General features: G+C 72.1%; 16 protein-coding genes. 9 read left to right on the top strand and 7 right to left on the bottom strand.

Annotated features, from left to right (window positions below):
• The first annotated feature begins 75 nt into the window (after positions 1-75).
• Together PPSIR1_RS15030 and PPSIR1_RS15025 are read left to right on the top strand one after the other, a co-directional pair.
• On the top strand, positions 76-864 hold the full coding sequence (locus PPSIR1_RS15030; protein WP_006971932.1) for an OmpA family protein: 789 nt from the start codon (positions 76-78) through the stop codon (positions 862-864).
• 69 nt (positions 865-933) lie between these two features.
• A complete protein-coding gene (locus PPSIR1_RS15025; RefSeq protein ID WP_006971931.1) occupies positions 934-1,593 on the top strand; it encodes a transglutaminase-like domain-containing protein in 660 nt (219 codons plus the stop codon).
• Between the two features lie 252 nt (positions 1,594-1,845).
• Here the strand turns inward: PPSIR1_RS15025 and PPSIR1_RS15020 are convergent, their stop codons facing one another.
• Genes PPSIR1_RS15020 through PPSIR1_RS15010 form a run of 3 tightly spaced genes read right to left on the bottom strand, consistent with a single transcriptional unit; the run spans position 1,846 to position 3,389 of the window.
• A complete protein-coding gene (locus tag PPSIR1_RS15020) occupies positions 1,846-2,124 on the bottom strand; it encodes an EF-hand domain-containing protein (RefSeq protein ID WP_006971930.1) in 279 nt (92 codons plus the stop codon).
• Between the two features lie 33 nt (positions 2,125-2,157).
• Entirely contained in the window at positions 2,158-2,826 is a 669-nt protein-coding gene (locus tag PPSIR1_RS15015) for a hypothetical protein (RefSeq protein ID WP_006971929.1), read from the bottom strand.
• Between the two features lie 56 nt (positions 2,827-2,882).
• Positions 2,883-3,389: a hypothetical protein gene (locus PPSIR1_RS15010; protein WP_006971928.1), complete on the bottom strand. Its 507-nt coding sequence runs from the start codon at positions 3,387-3,389 to the stop codon at positions 2,883-2,885.
• 63 nt (positions 3,390-3,452) lie between these two features.
• Here PPSIR1_RS15010 and PPSIR1_RS15005 point away from each other — a divergent pair, with 63 nt between their 5' ends.
• The gene (locus tag PPSIR1_RS15005; RefSeq protein ID WP_006971927.1) at positions 3,453-5,111 is read left to right on the top strand and encodes a benzoate-CoA ligase family protein; all 1,659 of its coding nucleotides are present in this window, start codon (positions 3,453-3,455) and stop codon (positions 5,109-5,111) included.
• A gap of 6 nt (positions 5,112-5,117) precedes the next feature.
• Here PPSIR1_RS15005 and PPSIR1_RS15000 read toward each other — a convergent pair whose 3' ends face one another.
• The gene (locus tag PPSIR1_RS15000; RefSeq protein WP_006971926.1) at positions 5,118-5,762 is read right to left on the bottom strand and encodes a 5-formyltetrahydrofolate cyclo-ligase; all 645 of its coding nucleotides are present in this window, start codon (positions 5,760-5,762) and stop codon (positions 5,118-5,120) included.
• A 97-nt stretch (positions 5,763-5,859) separates the two neighbouring features.
• Here PPSIR1_RS15000 and PPSIR1_RS14995 point away from each other — a divergent pair, with 97 nt between their 5' ends.
• Complete coding sequence (locus PPSIR1_RS14995; protein WP_157595569.1) at positions 5,860-6,207, top strand: STAS/SEC14 domain-containing protein; 348 nt, start codon at positions 5,860-5,862, stop codon at positions 6,205-6,207.
• A 69-nt stretch (positions 6,208-6,276) separates the two neighbouring features.
• Positions 6,277-7,815, top strand: a complete 1,539-nt coding sequence (locus tag PPSIR1_RS14990; protein WP_006971924.1) for an amidase — start codon at positions 6,277-6,279, stop codon at positions 7,813-7,815.
• 1 nt (position 7,816) lies between these two features.
• Here the strand turns inward: PPSIR1_RS14990 and PPSIR1_RS14985 are convergent, their stop codons facing one another.
• Complete coding sequence (locus PPSIR1_RS14985; RefSeq protein WP_006971923.1) at positions 7,817-8,875, bottom strand: NAD(P)H-dependent flavin oxidoreductase; 1,059 nt, start codon at positions 8,873-8,875, stop codon at positions 7,817-7,819.
• 121 nt (positions 8,876-8,996) lie between these two features.
• Here PPSIR1_RS14985 and PPSIR1_RS14980 point away from each other — a divergent pair, with 121 nt between their 5' ends.
• The gene (locus tag PPSIR1_RS14980; protein ID WP_006971922.1) at positions 8,997-11,438 is read left to right on the top strand and encodes a GH92 family glycosyl hydrolase; all 2,442 of its coding nucleotides are present in this window, start codon (positions 8,997-8,999) and stop codon (positions 11,436-11,438) included.
• 15 nt (positions 11,439-11,453) lie between these two features.
• Here PPSIR1_RS14980 and PPSIR1_RS14975 read toward each other — a convergent pair whose 3' ends face one another.
• Positions 11,454-12,932: a flavin monoamine oxidase family protein gene (locus PPSIR1_RS14975; protein WP_006971921.1), complete on the bottom strand. Its 1,479-nt coding sequence runs from the start codon at positions 12,930-12,932 to the stop codon at positions 11,454-11,456.
• Positions 12,933-13,042: 110 nt separating this feature from the next.
• Here PPSIR1_RS14975 and PPSIR1_RS14970 point away from each other — a divergent pair, with 110 nt between their 5' ends.
• Together PPSIR1_RS14970 and PPSIR1_RS14965 are read left to right on the top strand one after the other, a co-directional pair.
• Positions 13,043-13,732: a response regulator gene (locus tag PPSIR1_RS14970; RefSeq protein WP_006971920.1), complete on the top strand. Its 690-nt coding sequence runs from the start codon at positions 13,043-13,045 to the stop codon at positions 13,730-13,732.
• Positions 13,729-14,757, top strand: a complete 1,029-nt coding sequence (locus PPSIR1_RS14965) for an ATP-binding protein (RefSeq protein WP_006971919.1) — start codon at positions 13,729-13,731, stop codon at positions 14,755-14,757. The genes PPSIR1_RS14970 and PPSIR1_RS14965 overlap by 4 nt, the downstream gene beginning before the upstream one ends.
• Here PPSIR1_RS14965 and PPSIR1_RS14960 read toward each other — a convergent pair.
• Positions 14,742-16,139 carry a hypothetical protein gene (locus PPSIR1_RS14960; RefSeq protein ID WP_006971918.1) on the bottom strand — a complete coding sequence of 466 codons (1,398 nt, stop codon included), beginning with the start codon at positions 16,137-16,139 and terminating at the stop codon, positions 14,742-14,744. The genes PPSIR1_RS14965 and PPSIR1_RS14960 overlap by 16 nt on opposite strands.
• 126 nt (positions 16,140-16,265) lie before the next feature.
• Between PPSIR1_RS14960 and PPSIR1_RS14955 the strand changes: the two genes are divergently transcribed.
• The gene (locus PPSIR1_RS14955) at positions 16,266-17,108 is read left to right on the top strand and encodes a tetratricopeptide repeat protein (RefSeq protein WP_157595567.1); all 843 of its coding nucleotides are present in this window, start codon (positions 16,266-16,268) and stop codon (positions 17,106-17,108) included.
• Positions 17,109-17,257 lie beyond the last annotated feature (149 nt).

Here is a 17,257-nt window from a genome sequence, read left to right as displayed (position 1 = left end):
ACATCAAGACTGAATTTTCGTCCTTGCTTCGTCGATGGGGTGCGACCTGCGGCGAAGGACGGTAGTGTCCGTCCCATGATGCGACGCGTCGCCATCCTGCTCCCCCTTTTCGCCCTCCTGGCCGGAGGCTGCAAAAAAGTAGACGAACTCCAGGCTGCCCTGGACGCGTCACAGGCCGAGCTGAAGAAAACTCAAAAGGAGCTCGAGGCCGAGCGCCAGGCCAACGTCGAGCTCGAGGCCGAGAACCAGACCCTCCAAGAGCGCATCGCCGAGCTCGAGGCCGAGATCGAGCAGCTCGAGCGGCAGATCAAGGATCTGGCCGAGAAGGCCGGCCTGACCGAGAAGGAGCTCGCCGAGCTCCGCGCCGAGAAGGCCAAGCGCGAGGCCGAGCTGCAGGTCTACCGCGACCTGTTCGCCAGCCTCAAGAAGATGGTCGACGCCGGCACCATCAAGGTCGGCTTCCGCGAAGGCCGCCTGGTCGTCAAGCTCGACGAGGGCATCCTGTTCGACTCGGGCCGCGCCAAGCTCAAAAAGGAGGGCCAGGCCGCCCTGACCGAGCTGATCGCCCCGCTGCGCGACGTCAACCGCGACTGGATCGTCGCCGGCCACACCGACAACGTGCCGATCAAGACCGCCAAGTTCCAGAGCAACTGGGAGCTCAGCTCGGCCCGCGCCGTCGAGGTCGTGACCTTCCTGATCGACACCGGCATGCCGGCCGAGCGCATCGGCTCCGCGGGCTACGCCGAGTTCGACCCGGTCGCCGACAACAGCAGCCCCGAGGGCCGCGCCCAGAACCGTCGCATCGAGATCGTGCTCATGCCGACCATCCCCAAGAACCTGCAGGACATGCTGAGCAACGGCTGAACTCCATCTCCTCGAACGCGGGGCCGAACCCTCGGCCCCGTTTGCAATTGTGCGGGTCCCCCCCAGCCCATGACCGAACAGCCCGACCGCGCCTACCTCGAGCCCAACGCCTTCGTCGACAGCGACCACCCCGCGGTGCTCGCCTACGCCGAGACCAAGGGCGTCGGCGAGACCCCGCGCGAGCGGGCCGTGGCCCTCTACTACGCCGTCCGCGACGAGTTCCGCTACTCCCCCTGGCACGTGCGCTTCGTGCCCGAGGCGTTCACGGCCAGCGGCGTGCTCGAGCGCGGGCCCGTCGAGGGGGCGCACTGCGTCGACAAGGCCAACTTGCTGGCCGCGGTCGCCCGCGCCCTCGGCGTGCCCAGCCGCCTGCACTTCGCCAACGTCCGCAACCACATCGGCACGGCCAGCCTCGAGCGAAAGCTCGGCACCGACCTGCTCGTCTATCACGGCTACTGCGAGCTGTGGCTCGAGGGCCGCTGGGTCGCCGCCACCCCGGCCTTCAACGCCCAGCTGTGCGCGCGCCTGGGCGTCGCGCCGCTGGACTTCGACGGCCGCGAGGACTCCGTGTTCCAGGAGTACGACGCCCAAGCCGGGCGCTTCATGGAGTACGTGACCGACCATGGCCACCACCCCGACATCCCCTTCGAGGCCATGGTCGCGGCGTGGCGCCGCCACTACCCGAGCATCGCGTCGACGGGCCGGTGGCCCAAGCCCGGTCAGGGCTGAGCGCAATGGGCAGGAGGGCATCTGCCCGACCGCCGGGGAGGAGGACCCGGGACGGCTTTGCCGACGCGGGGGAGGGCCTGCGAAGGCCCTCCATCAAATCTACCGAGAAAGGCAGCCGCCCACGGGTTCAACGCCAGCTGAGTCCGTGGACGATGCTTTCCTGGATCATGGGTCCCGGCGTGGCCGGGGTGGGCGACTGCTAGAGGCTGGCCCCCGCGGCCGAACTTCCAGAGGAAGTTCTGATGCGGGAGGCTAGCCGTTCAGCAATTCTTCGACCTCTTTGAAGTCGAGCTTGGCGTTGGCGTCGAGGTCGAACATCTCGAGCACGCCCTCGATGAACTCGGCGACCTCGCGCTCGGAGGCCTCCATGCCGCCCGCGCTCAGCAGGTCACCGAGGAAGCGCTCGAGCTCCGGGCCGACCTCGATGAAGCCCGAGCCGTCCGCGTCGTAGTGCTTCCACACGGCGTCGAGGTCCTCCCGACTCAGCTTTTGAAGCCCGGCGTAGCGCTCGAGAAAATTGCTGTTGGCCACGACCCACGAGTAACACGCCGCCCCGCGCTTCGCCTACTCGGCGGCCGCGGCCGCTTCCGCTTCCGCGCGGGCGCGCTCGAGGGTGTAGGGCTCGACGGCGCAGGCAAACTCACCCGCGCGCAGGCTCAGGGGAGGCGCGGACCCGCCGGGAGACTCCTCCGTCACGTGCAGCCCGAGGCCCTCGCAGGCGAAGCGGCCGCGCACGGTCCCGTCCTCGGCCCAGTCCAGGCTCACGCGGCACTCGGAACCGCCCGCGGCCCCGTTGTTGAACGCCCGCTCGTCGGCGTGCCACCACACCGCCGCGCCGGGCTCGGGGCCGCAGCGGCTCCCGTGCTTGCCCGCGTCCATCTCGGGGTAGTCGGCCCGCTCGCCCGGGGCCTGGGCCGCGCTCACCCGGCACACATCGAGGTCGACGTGGGGCCCGGCGTCGCCGCGCTCGGCCGCGCTCTCGGCCAGGCGGATCCACAGGTAGTCGCCCTCTTCGGGGAGGTGGAAGTGCTGGCAAGACACGAGGCCGCCGGCGTCCGCGGACCACTCGAGGGCGCGCTCGGGGCCCTCGCCCGTGTCCAGGAGCATGCGCGCGCTCCCGAGGTCGAGCGCCTCCTCCGAGTTCGCCTCGGCCGGAGCCGTCGTGGGTGCCGGCTCCGGCTCGGGCTCACTCGGGGGCTCCGGGCTCTTGGCGCAGCCCGTCACCAGCACCACACCGAGCCCTCCAACCCAGCGCCGCCTTCGTATCCTTCGTCCCTCGTCGTACACGCTCATCGCAGCACCTTGAGATACACCGGAGCGCCGGTGGTTTCGACGCGGACCCGCAAATTCGCCTGCCCGGCGACGTGCCAGCGATCCCCCGGGGTCGAGGGCTGCAGCTGCAGCAGCGGCGTGGCCTTGACGGGCGCGGTGTCGATGGCCTCCCCGGCGTAGTCGCGCAGGTGGTAGAGCGCGGCGTAAGGGGCGTTGGCGACGGAGCCGTGGATGACCAGCTGGATGTCGAGCGCGCCGGCCTCCCTCGCCCCCGCGGCGCGCACGACCTCGCGGCAACGAGCCGTGTTCGCCCGCAGGTAAACCGGGTTCTCGTCGAGCTCGCGGCGGTAGACGATGGTCGGGCCCAGCACGGAGTTGCGGTTGAGCAGCAGCTCCACCCGGGTCCCCTGCCCCGGCGGATCGTCCGGGCTGGGCGGCTTCTCCATCGCCACCCAGCGCAGCCAGACCACGAAGCAGTCCTCGCTCAGGTCGAAGGTGAGCGTGGGGAAGCGAGCCGTCGCCATGGGCCCAGTCTACTGCGAGTCGACGCCGCCCCGTCGTGAGTCGTGGCGTGTACACTCCGCGCCATGTCGACGAGCGAGCCCGCCGCGGAGATCGTGATCCCCGATCGCCTCAACATGGTCCAGTTCTTCCTCGACGCCCGCCTCGACGAGGGCCTCGGAGACAAGGCGGCCATCCACTACCACGGCGACCCCGCGCTCGCGGCCGACCCCGGCCGGACCCTCAGCTACGCCGAGCTCGTCGCCGACAGCTGCCGGGTGACCAACCTCCTGCGCGAGCTCGGCCTGGGCATCGAGGACCGCGTGCTGATCCTGATGCCGGACACCCCGGCCTGGGTCGCGGCCTACTTCGGCATCCTCCGCGCGGGCTGCGTGGCCGTGCCCGCGAACGCCTGGCTCAAGGCCAAGGACTACGCCTACTACCTCGAGTACGCCCGGCCCAAGGCGGTGATCGTCGACGCGAGCATCTGGCCCGCCGTCGACGAGGCGCGCAGGGCCGAGGGCCGCCACACCAAGCACTTCATCGTCCACGACCGCTCGGCGGGGCAGCAGTGGAGCGTGCCCGCGGGCACCGTCGACCTGGCCAAGGCCCTGCGCGAGCTCCCCGGCGAGGCCCAGACCGAGCCGACCTACCGCGACGACTTCTCGACCTGGCTCAGCTCGAGCGGGTCCACGGGCAACCCCAAGTGCGTGGTCCACATGCACCACGACTTCGTGTGGAACACCATCGCCTACGCCCAGCGGACCCTGAAGCTGACCCGGGACGACCGCACCCTCGCGGCGCCCAAGCTGTTCTTCGGCTACGCCCTGGCCAGCAACATGCTGTTCCCCCTGAGCGTGGGCGGCAGCTGCGTGCTCTTGCCCCACCGGGTCAAGCCCGCCGACTACTTCGAGCTGCTCGCGCGCTACGAGGCCACGCAGTTCGTGACCGTGCCGACGACCATCGCCAAGATGGTCGCCGCCGCCGAAGAGGGCGCGGCCGAGGGCAAGAAGCTCGACAAGCTGCACTCGCTCATCTCCGCCGGCGAGGCGCTCCCGGCCCGGGTCTACCGCTCGTGGCGAGACCGCTTCGGCGCCGAGATCTACGACGGCATCGGCTCCGCCGAGATGTTCCACGTCTACATCACCAACCGCCCCGGGGACGTCAAGGAGGGCAGCCTGGGCAAGATCGTCGAGGGCTACGACTATGAGCTGCGCGACGACGCGGGCAAGGTCATCGAGGGCACCGGCGAGATCGGGACCCTGGTCATCAAGGGGCCGTCCGCGGGGCTGTGCTACTGGCGCATGCGCGACAAGTCGCGGGCGACCTTTCAGGGCGACGCGGTCGTCGGCGGCGACAAGTTCATGCTCGATGCCGACGGCTACTTTTGGTACTGCGGCCGCGGCGACGACATGCTCAAGTGCTCGGGGGTCTACGTGTCCCCGGTCGAGGTCGAGAACGCGCTGATCGGCCACCCCGCCGTGCGCGAGTCTGGGGTCGTCGGCTACCGCGACGACGCCGGGCTCGAGAAGACCATGGCCTTCGTCGAGGTCCACGACGACCACCGCGCCCAGCTCGACGACGAGGCCAGCGAGGCCGCCCTCGCCGAGGCCATCATCGAGCACTGCCGCGGGCAGATCGCGGCCTTCAAGGCGCCGCGGCGCATCGAGTTCGTCGACGATCTGCCGCGCACGGAGACCGGGAAGATCCGCCGGGCGGCCCTGCGCGAGCTCGCGAAAGACTGACCCGCGTCAGCGTGGGCACTCGCGAACGCCGGCCTCGCTGACCAGCGCGTCCATGGGCAGGTCGTGGGCCTCCGCGGGCAGGTCGTCGACGATGAACTCTTCCAGGCAGGTGCCCATGGCGAGGGCGCGCGCGCCCTCGCGGCCGGCCTCGGCCCAGCGCGCGGCGGGCCATCGGCTGCCGAAGGCGCGGTCGTAGTGCCCCGCCCCAAAACCCAGGCGCAGGCCCCCGGGCGAGAAGGCCAGGCCGGGGACCAAGATCAGATCGACGCCCTCGGCGGGTCCCGGCGCGGGGCTGCTCCGCCCGCGCTCGGCCGGCTCGCGCAGGCCCATCTTGCGCCGCTCGAGGGCCTCGAGATCGGCGGGTTCGCGCAGCTCCCAGAACACCATGCGCGGCCCGTCGACGCGGGGCAGCCACAGGCCCTTGCCCGCGCTCAGGGTCTGCTCGAGGAGCGCCCAGGTGTCGGGCTCACCGCGCACACCGACGAAGGCGGCGACGCCCCGGGCCGCTCGCCAGCGCGCGTCGGCGAGGACCTGGGCGACGAGCCGCGCCGAGGCTGACGCGAGCACCTCGGGCTCGGCGCGGCGCAGCTGCTTGCGGCGCGCGAGGACGCGCTGGCGAAGGGCTATCTTGAGCTCGGACACGTCGGTCATGCGCGGGCGCGAGCTTAGCAGCTGCGAAACGCACAGCGCTCGCGCACGCTGCGCTTGTCGATGTCCCTACAATGAGGCGCCGACCATGAAGCACAGCATGCAATGGCACGACGACCTGCTCGTGGTCGCCGTCGAAGGTCTGGTCAAGCCCGAGGAGGCGCGCAGCCTCGGGCTCCAGATGATCGAGATGCTGAGCGACGTCCGACCCCGCCTGGTGCTCCTGGACTACACCCGCATGACGGTCGCGCTGAGCCTCGAGACCCGCCGGGCCACCCGCGAGGTCGCCGAAGGCCTGACCTGGGACCGCGCGGCGATCTACGGGATCACCAACATCAACCGCATGGTCCTGCGGGTCCTCGTGACCCTGCTGGGGATGGCCAACAACACCCAGTTCTTCGCCACCGAGGCCGAGGCCCGGGCCTGGCTGCAGGCCCACCACGCCTGACGCGGCCGGCCACGGCCAGACACGGCGGGCTCGGGTCCCGTCGGCTCGGGGCGTGCGATACAACCGGGCGTGCCCAGCTTCCCCGAATACGACGACTACGACGCGACGGGCCTCGCCGAGCTCGTGCGCGGCGGCGAGCTCTCCCCCCGCGAGCTCGTCGACGCGGCGATCGAGCGCATGAACACCCGCAACCCCGGGCTCAACGCCGTCGTCCACCGCATGGACGAGGTCGGCCGGGCGCGGGCCGAGGACCCCGAGCTGCCCGACGGCCCCTTTCGCGGCGTCCCCTTCCTGCTCAAGGACCTCAAGGCCTACGACGCGGGCCAGCCGGCGACCAACGCCTCCCGCCTCTACCGCGACTTTCGCCCGGACCACGACAGCGCGCTCGTGCGCCGCTTCAAGCGGGCGGGGCTGGTCATCTGCGGCCGCACCAACTCCCCCGAGTTCGGGATCATGGGCGTCACCGAGCCCGAGCTGCACGGGCCCACGCGCAACCCCTGGGACCCCAACCACACCCCTGGGGGCAGCTCCGGCGGCTCGGGGGCGGCCGTCGCCGCGCGCATGGTGCCCATGGCCCACGGCGGCGACGGGGGCGGGTCGATCCGCATCCCCGCGAGCTGCTGCGGCCTCGTCGGGCTCAAGCCCAGCCGCGGACGCACGCCCCTGGCCCCGGCCTACGGGCGCTGGGGCGAGTTCGTCGTCGAGCACGTGCTGACCCGCAGCGTCCGCGACTGCGCGGCGATGCTCGACTGCGTCCACGGCCCGGCGCTCGGCGATGCCTACACCGCGCCGCCTCCCGCCGAGCCCTTCGCCGCCGCGCTCGACCGGCCCCCCGAAGGTCGCGGGCAGCGCTCTGGCGGCAAGCTGCGCATCGCCTTCACCACCGACGCGCTCATGGGCCCGCCCGACCCGACCGCGCCGGAGTGCGCCCGCGCCATCGAAGAAGCGGCCAAGCTCGCCGAATCCCTCGGCCACGAGGTCGTCGAGGCCCGCCCCAGCTACGACGCCGAGCTGCTGACCCGGGCCTACTTCAGCACGGTCTCCGTGGGCATCGCGGCGGCCGTCCGCGTGGCCGAGCGCAGCTTTGGACGCAAGGTCCAGTACGCCGAGCTCGAGGGCGCGACCTGGCTGTTGCGGGCCATCGGCGAGGCGATCAGCGCCGGCGAGTTCCTCGAGCTCCGCTCCCGCCTCGAGGACGAGTCCCGCCGCGTCGCGACCTTCTTCGAGGACTACGACGTGCTCTTGACCCCCACCCTCGCGCGCCCGCCGGTCCGCGTCGGCGAGCTCCAGCGCAGCGCGGCCGAGCTCGCGGGCGTCCGCCTGCTCACCGCCGTGCCGGTCCGCGCCGCGCTCATGAAGGTGCTCGAGACCATGGGCAGCGAGGCCCTCGCGCCCAACCCCAACACCCAGCTGTTCAACATCACCGGCCAGCCCGCGATCAGCTTGCCGCTGTGGTGGACCGGCGACGCCACCCCAGACGACGGCGCCGCCGGGCTCCCGATCGGCACCCAGTGGGCCGCGCCCATGGGCCAGGAGAAGCTGCTGCTCCGCCTGGCCCGGCAGTTCGAGCAGGCGCGCCCCTGGGCCGCCCGCCAGCCGAACCTGTGAGCTACTCGGCGACCGCCTCGTCGACCGCCTCGTCGACCACCGGGACCACCCCGGTGGGCGCCTTGGTCTGCGCCTCGATCAGCGCGGCCTCGAAGCGCTCGACGATCTCCCCGGCGCCCTCGACCGCCCCGATCCCGTCGACGCTGCGCCCGGCCTGGAAGTAGTCCTTGTAGTTCGTGCCCTCGAGCGAGGCGTTCTTGAGCTGGAACATCGAGCGCAGCGAGTAGAAGGTGCGCATCCAGTGCTTGGCCTTGCGGTGCTGGAGCAGCCGGCGGGCGATGGGCCCGGCCTCGGTGCCCACGGCGCGCACGTAGTCCGTCTCGATCACCGCCACGGGCACGCCCGAGATGCGCACGGTGAGCACGATGTCCTCGGCCTTGGCCCGCACGATGGCCCGCTTGTAGTCGTCGTGGGCGCGGCACTCCTTGGTCGCGATGAAGCGCGTGCCCAGCTGGCAGGCGGCGTAGCCCATGCCCATGGCGTCGACAAAGCCGGCCGCGTCCCCGATGCCGCCGGCGCAGACCAGCGGCACGCCCAGATCGCCCATGTCGTCGAGCAAGCGCCGCGGGTCGTGGTTGCCCGCGTGCCCGCCGGCCCGACGGTTGACGCAGATCAGCCCGTCGACGCCGCCGTCGAGGGCCTTGAGCGCCCACTTGCGCTCGGTGACGTCGTGGTAGACCACCCCGCCGACGGCGTGGACCTTGTCGACCACCCAGCGCGGGTTGCCCAGGGCCGTCACGAAAAAGCGCACCCCCTCCTCGAGGGCCACGTCGATCCACTTGCGCATCCGGTCCTCGTAGGCCTTCACGGACTGCTCGACGATGGCGTTGAAGCCCAGGGGCTTGTCCCCCGCGAGCTTCTTGATCTCGCGCAGGCCCTCGCGCAGGTCGCGGTTGTGGACGTAGATCATCGACAGCGGCTGGACCACGCCGATGCCCCCGGCCGCCGACACGGCCGCGATCAGCTCGGGGTTCGAGCACGGGTACATCGCGCCGCAGATCAGCGGGACGCGGGCGCCGGTGTGGCGCGTGAACGCCGTCGGTTCGGGGGAGAGCTCCACGAAACGCCGTATAGCAGACGCTAGGGCCCTCTGCGAGGCCACACAATCGCGCCCGGGGGCGCGCGCGGCTCCCCTTCGATCGGGTGTTGATCCGCGCTTCGCGGTGCTAGCGTCGGTGGCCATGGACCTGCGAACCTGCGCTCCACTGTCGCTCTTGGTCGGCACTCTGAGCCTCCTCGGCTGCGGCTCGGGGGCGGGATCCGAGGACGCCAACGAGGACGGCGCGGACGAGGCGGCCCAGGGCAGCGACGAAGACGAGACCCACGCTGGGGAGCCCGACCTTCCGCCCGACCTCCCCGGCGAAGAGGGCTTCGATCCCTACCCCTGGCCCGAGGAGGCCCTGACCGAGCTCGTCGATCCGCGCATCGGCAGCGGCGGCGCGGGCTACACCGTCGGCAGCATGAACCCCGGGCCCGCCCTGCCCTTTGGCATGGTCAAGGCCGGCCCCGACACGGGCATCGGCCCGGTGCAGCTGGGCTTCCTCAATTGCACGGGCTACCACGCCGAGCAGACCCACCTGTGGGGCTTTTCCCACTCGCGCCTCAACGGCATGGGCGTGCCGGACTACGGCGCCGTCCAGGTCACGCCGGCCGTGGGCATGAGCCCCGAGGCGGCGGCCGTGGGCGGCGCGCGCTCGCTCTTCGACCACGCGGACGAGGCCGCGCTCCCGGGCTACTACGCCGCGACCTTGATCGAGGCGGGCGTCCGCGCCGAGCTGACCACGGGCATGCGGGCCGCCCGTCACCGCTACACCTTCGACGCGCCCACGCCCGAGGCCACGCTGGTCATCAACCTCGCCTACAACCCCGGCGGCGCCCTGTCCTCGGCGAGCCAGATCGAGGTCGACCTCGAGGCCGGGATCGTCCGCGGGATGAGCACGGTCCAGGGCAGCTACTCCAAGCGCTTTGGCGGCCTGCCCACCTACTTCGCCGCGCGCATCTCCAAGCCCCTCGCCGGCGTGGGCGCGTGGACCGACGAGGGCGAGCTCGTCGACGGCGCGACGAGCATGAGCGGGGCCGAGATCGGCGCGTGGCTGACGGTCGACCTCAGCGGGACCGACCCCGACGACCCCGCCAACTCGCCCGTCGTCGACCTCGACCTGGCGATCTCCTACGTGTCCATGGCCGAGGCCGAGGCCAACCTCGCCGAGCTCGACGGGGCCGACTTCGGGGCCACGCGCGCGGCCGCGACCGCGACCTGGCAGACCGAGCTCGAGCGCATCCGCGTGCTCGGGGGCAGCGACGAGCAGCGGCGGCTGTTCTACTCGGCCCTGTACCGCACCTTGTTGACGCCCACGGTGTTCACCGAGGCCAGCGGGCAGTACCGCGGCTTCGACGGCCAGGTCCACGACGCCGGCGCGCGCACCTACTACAGCGACTTTTCGCTGTGGGACACCTACCGCACCGTCCACCCGCTGTTCAACCTGATCCAGCGCGACCGCCACGCGGACATGCTCGAGTCTCTGGTGTGGATGGCCGAGCAGGGCGGCGACCTGCCCAAGTGGCCCCTGGGCATCGGCTACACCGGCGGCATGGTGGGCACGAGCGCGGACCTGGTGCTCGCCGACGCCTACCTCCGAGACGTGGTCGACTGGGACGTCGAAGCCGGCTACGCCGCGGCCCGCCTGCACGCCCTCGAGCCCCGGCCCAACGCCGGCCGAGCTGGCGTCGAGGGCTACCGAACCCTCGGCTGGGTGCCCAGCGACGAGCACGGAGCCGCGGCCTCGCGCACCCTGGAATTCGCCCACGCCGACTACGCCCTCGGGCGCTGGGCCGAGGCCATGGGCCTGTCGGAGGACGCCGCCTTGTTTGGCGACAGCGCCGGCAACTGGACCAACCTGTGGTCGCCGGAGCTCGAGTTCCTGATCGGGCGCCGGGCCGACGGCAGCTTCGAGGTCGAGGGCTTCGATCCCCTCGTGTGGGAGGACTACTACTCCGAGGGGACCGCCCTCCACTACCTGTGGGCCGCCCCCCACGACACCGCCGGCCTCGCCGAGCTGCTCGGCGGGCGAGCGGCCGCGCGGGCCCGCCTGAGCGCCTACTTCGAGGACTCCAAGACCTTCCTCGAGGGCCCGGAGTACAGCGCGCTGATGCCCGTCCCCTACTACTGGCAGTCCAACGAGCCCTCGCTCCACGACGCCTACCTGTTCACCGAGCTGGGCGACCCGTCCGAGACCCAGCGCTGGGTCGCGTGGGCCCGGGAGCACCACTACGGCCTCGACCCTGGGGGGCTGCCCGGCAACGACGACGCCGGGACCATGAGCGCCTGGTACCTGTGGTCCGCCATCGGCCTCTACCCCCTCGTCGGCGGCGAGGGCTACTGGATCACCGCGCCGATCTTCGAGCGCGTCGAGCTCGACATGGGCGACGCCGAGGCCCCCGAGCGGCGCCTGGCCATCGTCGCCGAGGACGCCGGCCCCGGGCAGATCTACGTCGCCGCCGCGCGCTGGAACGGGCAGGAGCTCGAGCGCCCGTGGTTGACCTGGGAGCAGCTGCGCGAGGGCGGGACGCTGCGCCTCGAGCTCGACGACGCCCCCTCGGAGTTCGGGGCCGACCCCGCCTGACTATTGCTCAGCTCATCAAGGCGAGAGCTCGGCGACCTCGTCGGCGGCGCGGACCCCCGCTCGAAGGGCGCCGTCCATGTAGCCCGTCCACACCCCCGCGGTCTCCGTCCCCGCCCAGTGCACGCGACCCACGGGCTCGCGCAGGGCAGGGCCCGGCCCGGTCAACACCCCCGGAGGCAGGGGCGAGACGCAGCCGGTGGTCCACGCCTCGCTGCCCCAGTCGCGCTCGTCGTAGTCCAGGGGCGCGGCGGCGCTCGGTCCAAAGTAGACGACCATCGCGTCGACGACAGCCTGGCGTCGGGCGTCCGCGTCCGCGGGCAGCTGCTCGGGCTCGATGAAGGCCAGCAAGACCCCGGGGTCGTCGGCGTCGGGCCCGGAGTTGTCGTGGGTGAAGGAGACCCCGGGGAGGTCGCCGAAGGCCTGCCCCGACAGGCCCACCTCGCGCCAAAAGGGTGTCTCGTAGACGAGGTGCGCCTTGGCCCCGGGCGCGGTCACCCACAGGTCCTGGAGCTGCGCGCGCGCGTCGGGGAGGGCCGGCTCGAAGGCGATGCGATCGGCGTCCAGCGGCGACATGGCCACGATGACGCGGCGGGCGAGGGTCGGCCCGCTGGGGTGCTCGACGCGGACCCGCTCGCCCTCGTCGACGACGGTCGACACCGGCTCCGAGAGCCACAGCGCCGGCCCGAGCTCGTCGGCCATGCGCACCGACAGCTCCTGGGCGCCGCCGCGCAAACGCAGGCTCTGGGCGCCCTCGAGCAGGGCGTCCAGCGAGCCGGCGGCGTGGACGTAGTACAGAAAGTAGAGCCAGGACAGCTGCCCGGGCTCGGCGGACAAGGTCGCGCCCACGCCAAAGCTCAGGGCCTGCTGGGTCTCGCTGGACAGGTCCTGGCTGTCCATCCACTGGGCGACGGTGATGGCGTCGAGGGCCGCCGCGTCGGGGGCGGTCCAGGGGGCACCCAGGGGAACGGTCATGGCCAGGCTGTCGATGTCGGCGAAGGTCGCCGCGGTCTCCGGGCTCGGGCTCACGCCGCCGGGCTCGGTGAAGGTCAAACCGCCCAGGTGCAGGACGGTGTCCCCCGTCGCGTGATCGGGGAAGGTCTCGACGCCCAGCTCGTCGGCGAGCTCGAGGATCGCCGTCTGCGTCGGGCCGACCCACTGCCCGCCCCCTTCGGCGAGGGCACCCCCGGCGAGCTCAGTCGTCACGGTCCGGCCGCCCACGCGATCCCGAGCCTCGAGGACTGCGACGCTGTAGCCCTGGGCCTGGAGGCGCCGGGCCGCGCGGAGACCCGAGAGGCCCGCCCCAACGACGGCCACGTCCACGTCCACCTCGACCTCTTCGCCGGACTCGCCAGACTCGGTGGCCTGCGTGTCCGTGCCAGGACCGGTCTCACCGGCCTCGTCGGCGGCTTCCCCAGGCGCCCCTGCCCCCGAGGGACAGGCACACAGGAAGGTCAGAGAGGTCGCGCCAAGGAGCTTGGCCAGGGTCGGAGGCATGGCTCCAAGCTGCCGCAGCGCCTTGGCCGTGTCCGTTGGAGATTGGTGACCGATCGTGAGCGTTTGTAAGCAATCTGCGAGCTCCGCGGAGCCTTGACTAGACTCGAGCGATGCCGGGACACACGATCTTGCTGGTCGAGGACGACCAGCGCCTCGCCGACCTGGTCGCGGGCTTCCTCGCGCGCCACGGCTTTCGGGTCCGGGCCGTCGCCAGCGCGGAGGCTGCGGAGCAGCAGTTCGCCCGCCTGCGCCCGGATCTGTGCATCCTGGACATCCACCTCGACGGACCCGTGGACGGCCTGAGCCTGTGCCGGGGGCTCCGGGCGCGCTTTGACGGGCCGCTGCTGTTCCTGACCGCCCGGGTCGAGGACGAGGACGAGCTCGCGAGCTTGGCCGCGGGCGCGGACGACTTCCTGCGCAAGCCGGTCAAGCCCGAGATCCTGCTCGCGCGGCTGCGGGCGCTGCTGCGCCGGGCGGGGCCCCGCGCCCGCGTCGAGGTCGGGGCGCTGCGCATCGACCCGCGCGCCCGGGAGGTCCGCGCCCGCGGCCAGGTCCTCGCCCTGACCGACGCGGAGTTCGACCTCTTGTGCTTCCTGGCCACCCGGGCCGGGCGGGTGGTGAGCCGCGAGGAGCTGGTCTGGGGGCTGCGGGGCATCCCCTACGACGGCCTCGACCGGTCCATGGACGTGCGCGTGTCCAAGCTGCGCCGGAAGCTGAGCGGGCCCGGGGCGAACGCCGCGACGATCAAGTCCGTGCGCGGGGCGGGCTACCTGCTGGTGCCCGCGGAGGCGCCCCGGTGAAGCTCTACGCCCGGACCGCCGTGGCGGGGGTGGTCTTGTTGCTGGCCTCGACGGCCGCGTTCTTTTTGCTCCGCGCGGGGCCCCTCGCGTCGGGAGACGCCGGCGCCCTCGAGCGCGCCGAGTCCCTCAGCCTGCTCGTCGACGCCGGGCTCATCGCGGCGGTCACGGCCGCCTGGGCCATCCCCTTGCGGATCCGCCTCGCGCGCCTCGAAGACTGCTCTCGCGCCGTCGCCCGGCGGGACTTCTCGAGCCGCGTCGGGGACACCCGCCGCGACGAGCTCGGCCGGGTCGCCCGCGCCTTCGACGAGATGGCGGGGGAGCTCGAGACCCTGCTCGCGGATCGTCGCCACGTCCTGGCCGCGGTCTCCCACGACTTCAAGACCCCCCTCGCGCGCCTGCGCTTTGGCCTGCGCGAGCTCACCGCTCCCCTCACCCCCGAGCAGCGCCAGGCCCTCGCCGAGGCCCTCGACGGCGACCTCGAGGAGCTCGATCAGCTCGTCGAGCGGCTCTTGCTCCTGGCCCGGGAGAACGCCCCGCCGCGGGAGCCCCCGAGGGCGGTCCAGCTCGACGCCCTGGTCGAACGCAGGCTCGAGCGGCTCGCCGATCCCCGGGCGAGGCTGCGCGTCGAGGCCGAGCCGCCCGGGCCCCACTTCGTGGTCCACGCCGGGCCTCGGGGCACGGCGAGCCTCGTCGACAACTTGTTGCTCAACGCCACCCACCACGCGGCCCGACGCGTCGAGCTCCGCCTGCGTCGAGAGGCCCTCGAGCGCGGCGTCCCGGGCTTCGTGCTCGAGGTCTCCGACGACGGCCCGGGCGTCGCCGAGGCCGAGCGCGAGCGCATCTTCGAGGCCGGCGTCAGCGAGCACGGGGCTGGCCGCGGGCTGGGCCTGGCGATCGTGGCCGAGCTCGCCCGGACCCACGGCTGGCGCGTGGGGGTCGAGACCAGCGCCTATGGTGGCGCCCGCTTTTGGGTCCGCGGACGGCTGCTCGGCTCCTCGTCGCCGGAACGTCAGTGTTCGGGATAGGCCGTCCAGTTGGCCGTCCACGGCGTCGTACCGGGGGCGAAGGCGCCGGCGTAGGTCGCCGCCTCGTCGAAGATCCCGTCGCCGGGCGGCTTCACGCCGACGCCGGCCGCCGCGGCCGAGGGCACCCAGCCCGGGTTGCGCAGGTCGTAGGGGTTGGCGATCCCCGGATCGCTCCCGAACACGTTGCCGAGGGCCTCGGCCATGAAGGCCACGGCCTCGTCGAAGCCCTCGTCGTCGTCCTCGAGCATCTCCTCTTGCGCCGTCGGGAAGTAGTGGGTCCCGTCGGGCCCGGCCGCGAAGAACATCGAGTGGCTGACGACCATGGCGCCGTCCGTGACCTGGGCGACCGTCGCCGGATCCTTGAGGTCGATGCTCTCGACGGGGTGGCCCATGAAGATCGCGTTGCGGACCTCGCCAGCGGTGCCCTCCTTGAAGGTCGCGCCGCGCTGGCTCGCGCCGATGGTGTTCGAGCCGATCAGCGTGGCGTTGTAGACCCGCGGCATCGAGCGGGGCTCGGCGTCGTTGTCGTCGCTCCAGTTGTCGCACTCGAAGCCGTTGTCCCCCTCGGCGTCCTGGATGATCGCGATGAACTGCGCGTCCCCCCGCCAGCCGCGGTCCCAGTCGAGGGAGTCGTCCTGGGCCTGGGAGATGACGACGTGATCCATGCTGACGGTCCCGCCGAAGATCTCGACGCCGTCGTCCTTGCCCTGGTGGACCTGGACATGGTTGATGATCGTGCCCGTGCCGCAGCCGCCGAGGGTCAGGCCGTTGAGCTCCTCGTCGGTCTCGAGGGGGAAGCCCGCGAACTCGACGCGGACGTACTCGAGCGCGCCGCAATTCCAGCTGTCGTCGGTCCCGCCGAAGCTCGCCCGCTGGACGTCCTCGAGCCCCTCGAGCACCGGGTTGGGCTCGTTGACGGTCGCGCGGCCGAGGAGCGCGAGGCCGCCCCAGTCGCCGCTGATCCGCATCCCCTCGGGCTGGGCGCTGGACAGCACGATCGGCTCGAATTCCGTACCCCGGGCGTCGAGGCGCGCGCCGCTGGTCGAGACCAGCGCAGACCCAAACCCCCCGCGGATCTGCGTCCCGGGCCGGATGCTGAGGGTGACGCCAGGCTCGATGTAGATGACGTCCTCGAGCAGGTAGGTGCAGCCCTCGTCCCCGGGCTCCCAGGTCTGATCCTCGGTGATGTTCTCGCGGACCGCGACGACGCAGCCGCCGAGCTCGGCCTCGACGCAGGTGTTGTCCTCGCCGCAGATCTGGCCCTCGTCGCAGTGCTCGTCGCGCTCGCACAGCTTCCAGTCGTCGGCGAAGGTCAGCGTGCAAGCGCCGACGGCCATGGCCGCGAAGGTCGTGCAGGTCAGGGTGAGGGAGGCCTTGCGCATGGCGAGAGGGTCCGGGGTGTTCGCTTCAACGGCGCGCCCAGGGAGTGACAACTGCGAGACAGGGGGCGCCGAGCTTCTCGCACTCCCGTAACGCCACCGGCACAGCGCCAGCGCAGTGTGCCCGACATGTTCCATGCCTCTCGCGCTCGCTTCGTCCTCGCGCTGTGCACCGCGACCGTCGTCGGTGCCCCCACCGCCCACGCCAGCTTGGCCATCCAGCCCGCCGAATCCGGCGCGGCGCCAGCGGGCGAGGCCCACCGCTTCACCGAGCGCGCCGTCGCCGACTTCGAGGCCGGACGCTACGAACAGGCCGTCGAGAACTTCGAGCGGGCCTACGCCCTCGACGGCAACGTCAACAACCTGTTCAACATCGGGCGCGTCTACGAAGAGGCGGGCGATCTCCCGGCGGCCATCGACTACTACACGCGCTTCCTCGAGCAGCCCGGCGTGAGCCTCGAGTACCGCGAGGCGACCCTCGAGCGCCTCGAGGTCCTCGAGCGCACCCTCGCGGCGACCCGGAAGAACGAAGGCGACGACGCGGCGGCCGAGGGCGCCAGGGCCGGCGCGACCGAGCCACCGCCGCCCGCGGTCGAGGGCGAGGACGATCCCCCGCCGCCGATCGACGACGCGGCCCAGGCCCGGGCCCGCAAGCAACGCGTCGCCGGCTGGGCGGTGCTCGGGGTCGGCGGGGTCGCGCTCGTCGCTGGCGGCGCGATCGCGGGCGTCACCGCCTCGACCGCCAGCGCCCTCGCCGACGAGACCGACCCGAGCGCCCGCGCCGACCTGATCCTGCGCGGCCAGTCGCTCGCGCCGGCGGCCGACGCCCTGCTGATCTCGGGCGGAACGCTCGCGCTCGTCGGCCTCGTCGTCGCGCTCACGGCCAAGCCCGAGCGCTCGGCGAAGGCCACCGCCCTCGCTCCGACGATGCTGCGTCGCGGCGCGGGCCTGAGCTTCGCGACGAACTTTTGATTCCACTCCAACGCGAAGCAGATTGGGCACGAGCGGTCAACCGTTCGTGCCCTTTTCGATCGCCCACACCCCGAAGCCGGGTCGCCCCGATCTTGCGCGCGTTCACCACTCCAACGCGTATTTGAGCGAAGGTGCGAGAGTGCTCATAG

The sequence above is a fragment of the Plesiocystis pacifica SIR-1 genome (genome assembly GCF_000170895.1).
Lineage (GTDB): Bacteria > Myxococcota_A > Polyangia > Nannocystales > Nannocystaceae > Plesiocystis > Plesiocystis pacifica.
This window is presented reverse-complemented; position numbering and strand designations above follow the sequence as displayed.

Excerpts from the sequence above, each read along its gene's own strand:
- PPSIR1_RS15005 (WP_006971927.1), top strand. The coding sequence starts at position 3,453 with ATGTCGACGAGCGAGCCCGCCGCGGAGATCGTGATCCCCGATCGCCTC.
- PPSIR1_RS15010 (WP_006971928.1), bottom strand. The coding sequence starts at position 3,389 with ATGGCGACGGCTCGCTTCCCCACGCTCACCTTCGACCTGAGCGAGGAC.
- PPSIR1_RS14995 (WP_157595569.1), top strand. The coding sequence starts at position 5,860 with ATGCAATGGCACGACGACCTGCTCGTGGTCGCCGTCGAAGGTCTGGTC.
- PPSIR1_RS14955 (WP_157595567.1), top strand. The coding sequence starts at position 16,266 with ATGTTCCATGCCTCTCGCGCTCGCTTCGTCCTCGCGCTGTGCACCGCG.
- PPSIR1_RS15025 (WP_006971931.1), top strand. The coding sequence starts at position 934 with ATGACCGAACAGCCCGACCGCGCCTACCTCGAGCCCAACGCCTTCGTC.
- PPSIR1_RS15000 (WP_006971926.1), bottom strand. The coding sequence starts at position 5,762 with ATGACCGACGTGTCCGAGCTCAAGATAGCCCTTCGCCAGCGCGTCCTC.
- PPSIR1_RS14960 (WP_006971918.1), bottom strand. The coding sequence starts at position 16,139 with ATGCGCAAGGCCTCCCTCACCCTGACCTGCACGACCTTCGCGGCCATG.
- PPSIR1_RS14970 (WP_006971920.1), top strand. The coding sequence starts at position 13,043 with ATGCCGGGACACACGATCTTGCTGGTCGAGGACGACCAGCGCCTCGCC.
- PPSIR1_RS15030 (WP_006971932.1), top strand. The coding sequence starts at position 76 with ATGATGCGACGCGTCGCCATCCTGCTCCCCCTTTTCGCCCTCCTGGCC.
- PPSIR1_RS14975 (WP_006971921.1), bottom strand. The coding sequence starts at position 12,932 with ATGCCTCCGACCCTGGCCAAGCTCCTTGGCGCGACCTCTCTGACCTTC.
- PPSIR1_RS14980 (WP_006971922.1), top strand. The coding sequence starts at position 8,997 with ATGGACCTGCGAACCTGCGCTCCACTGTCGCTCTTGGTCGGCACTCTG.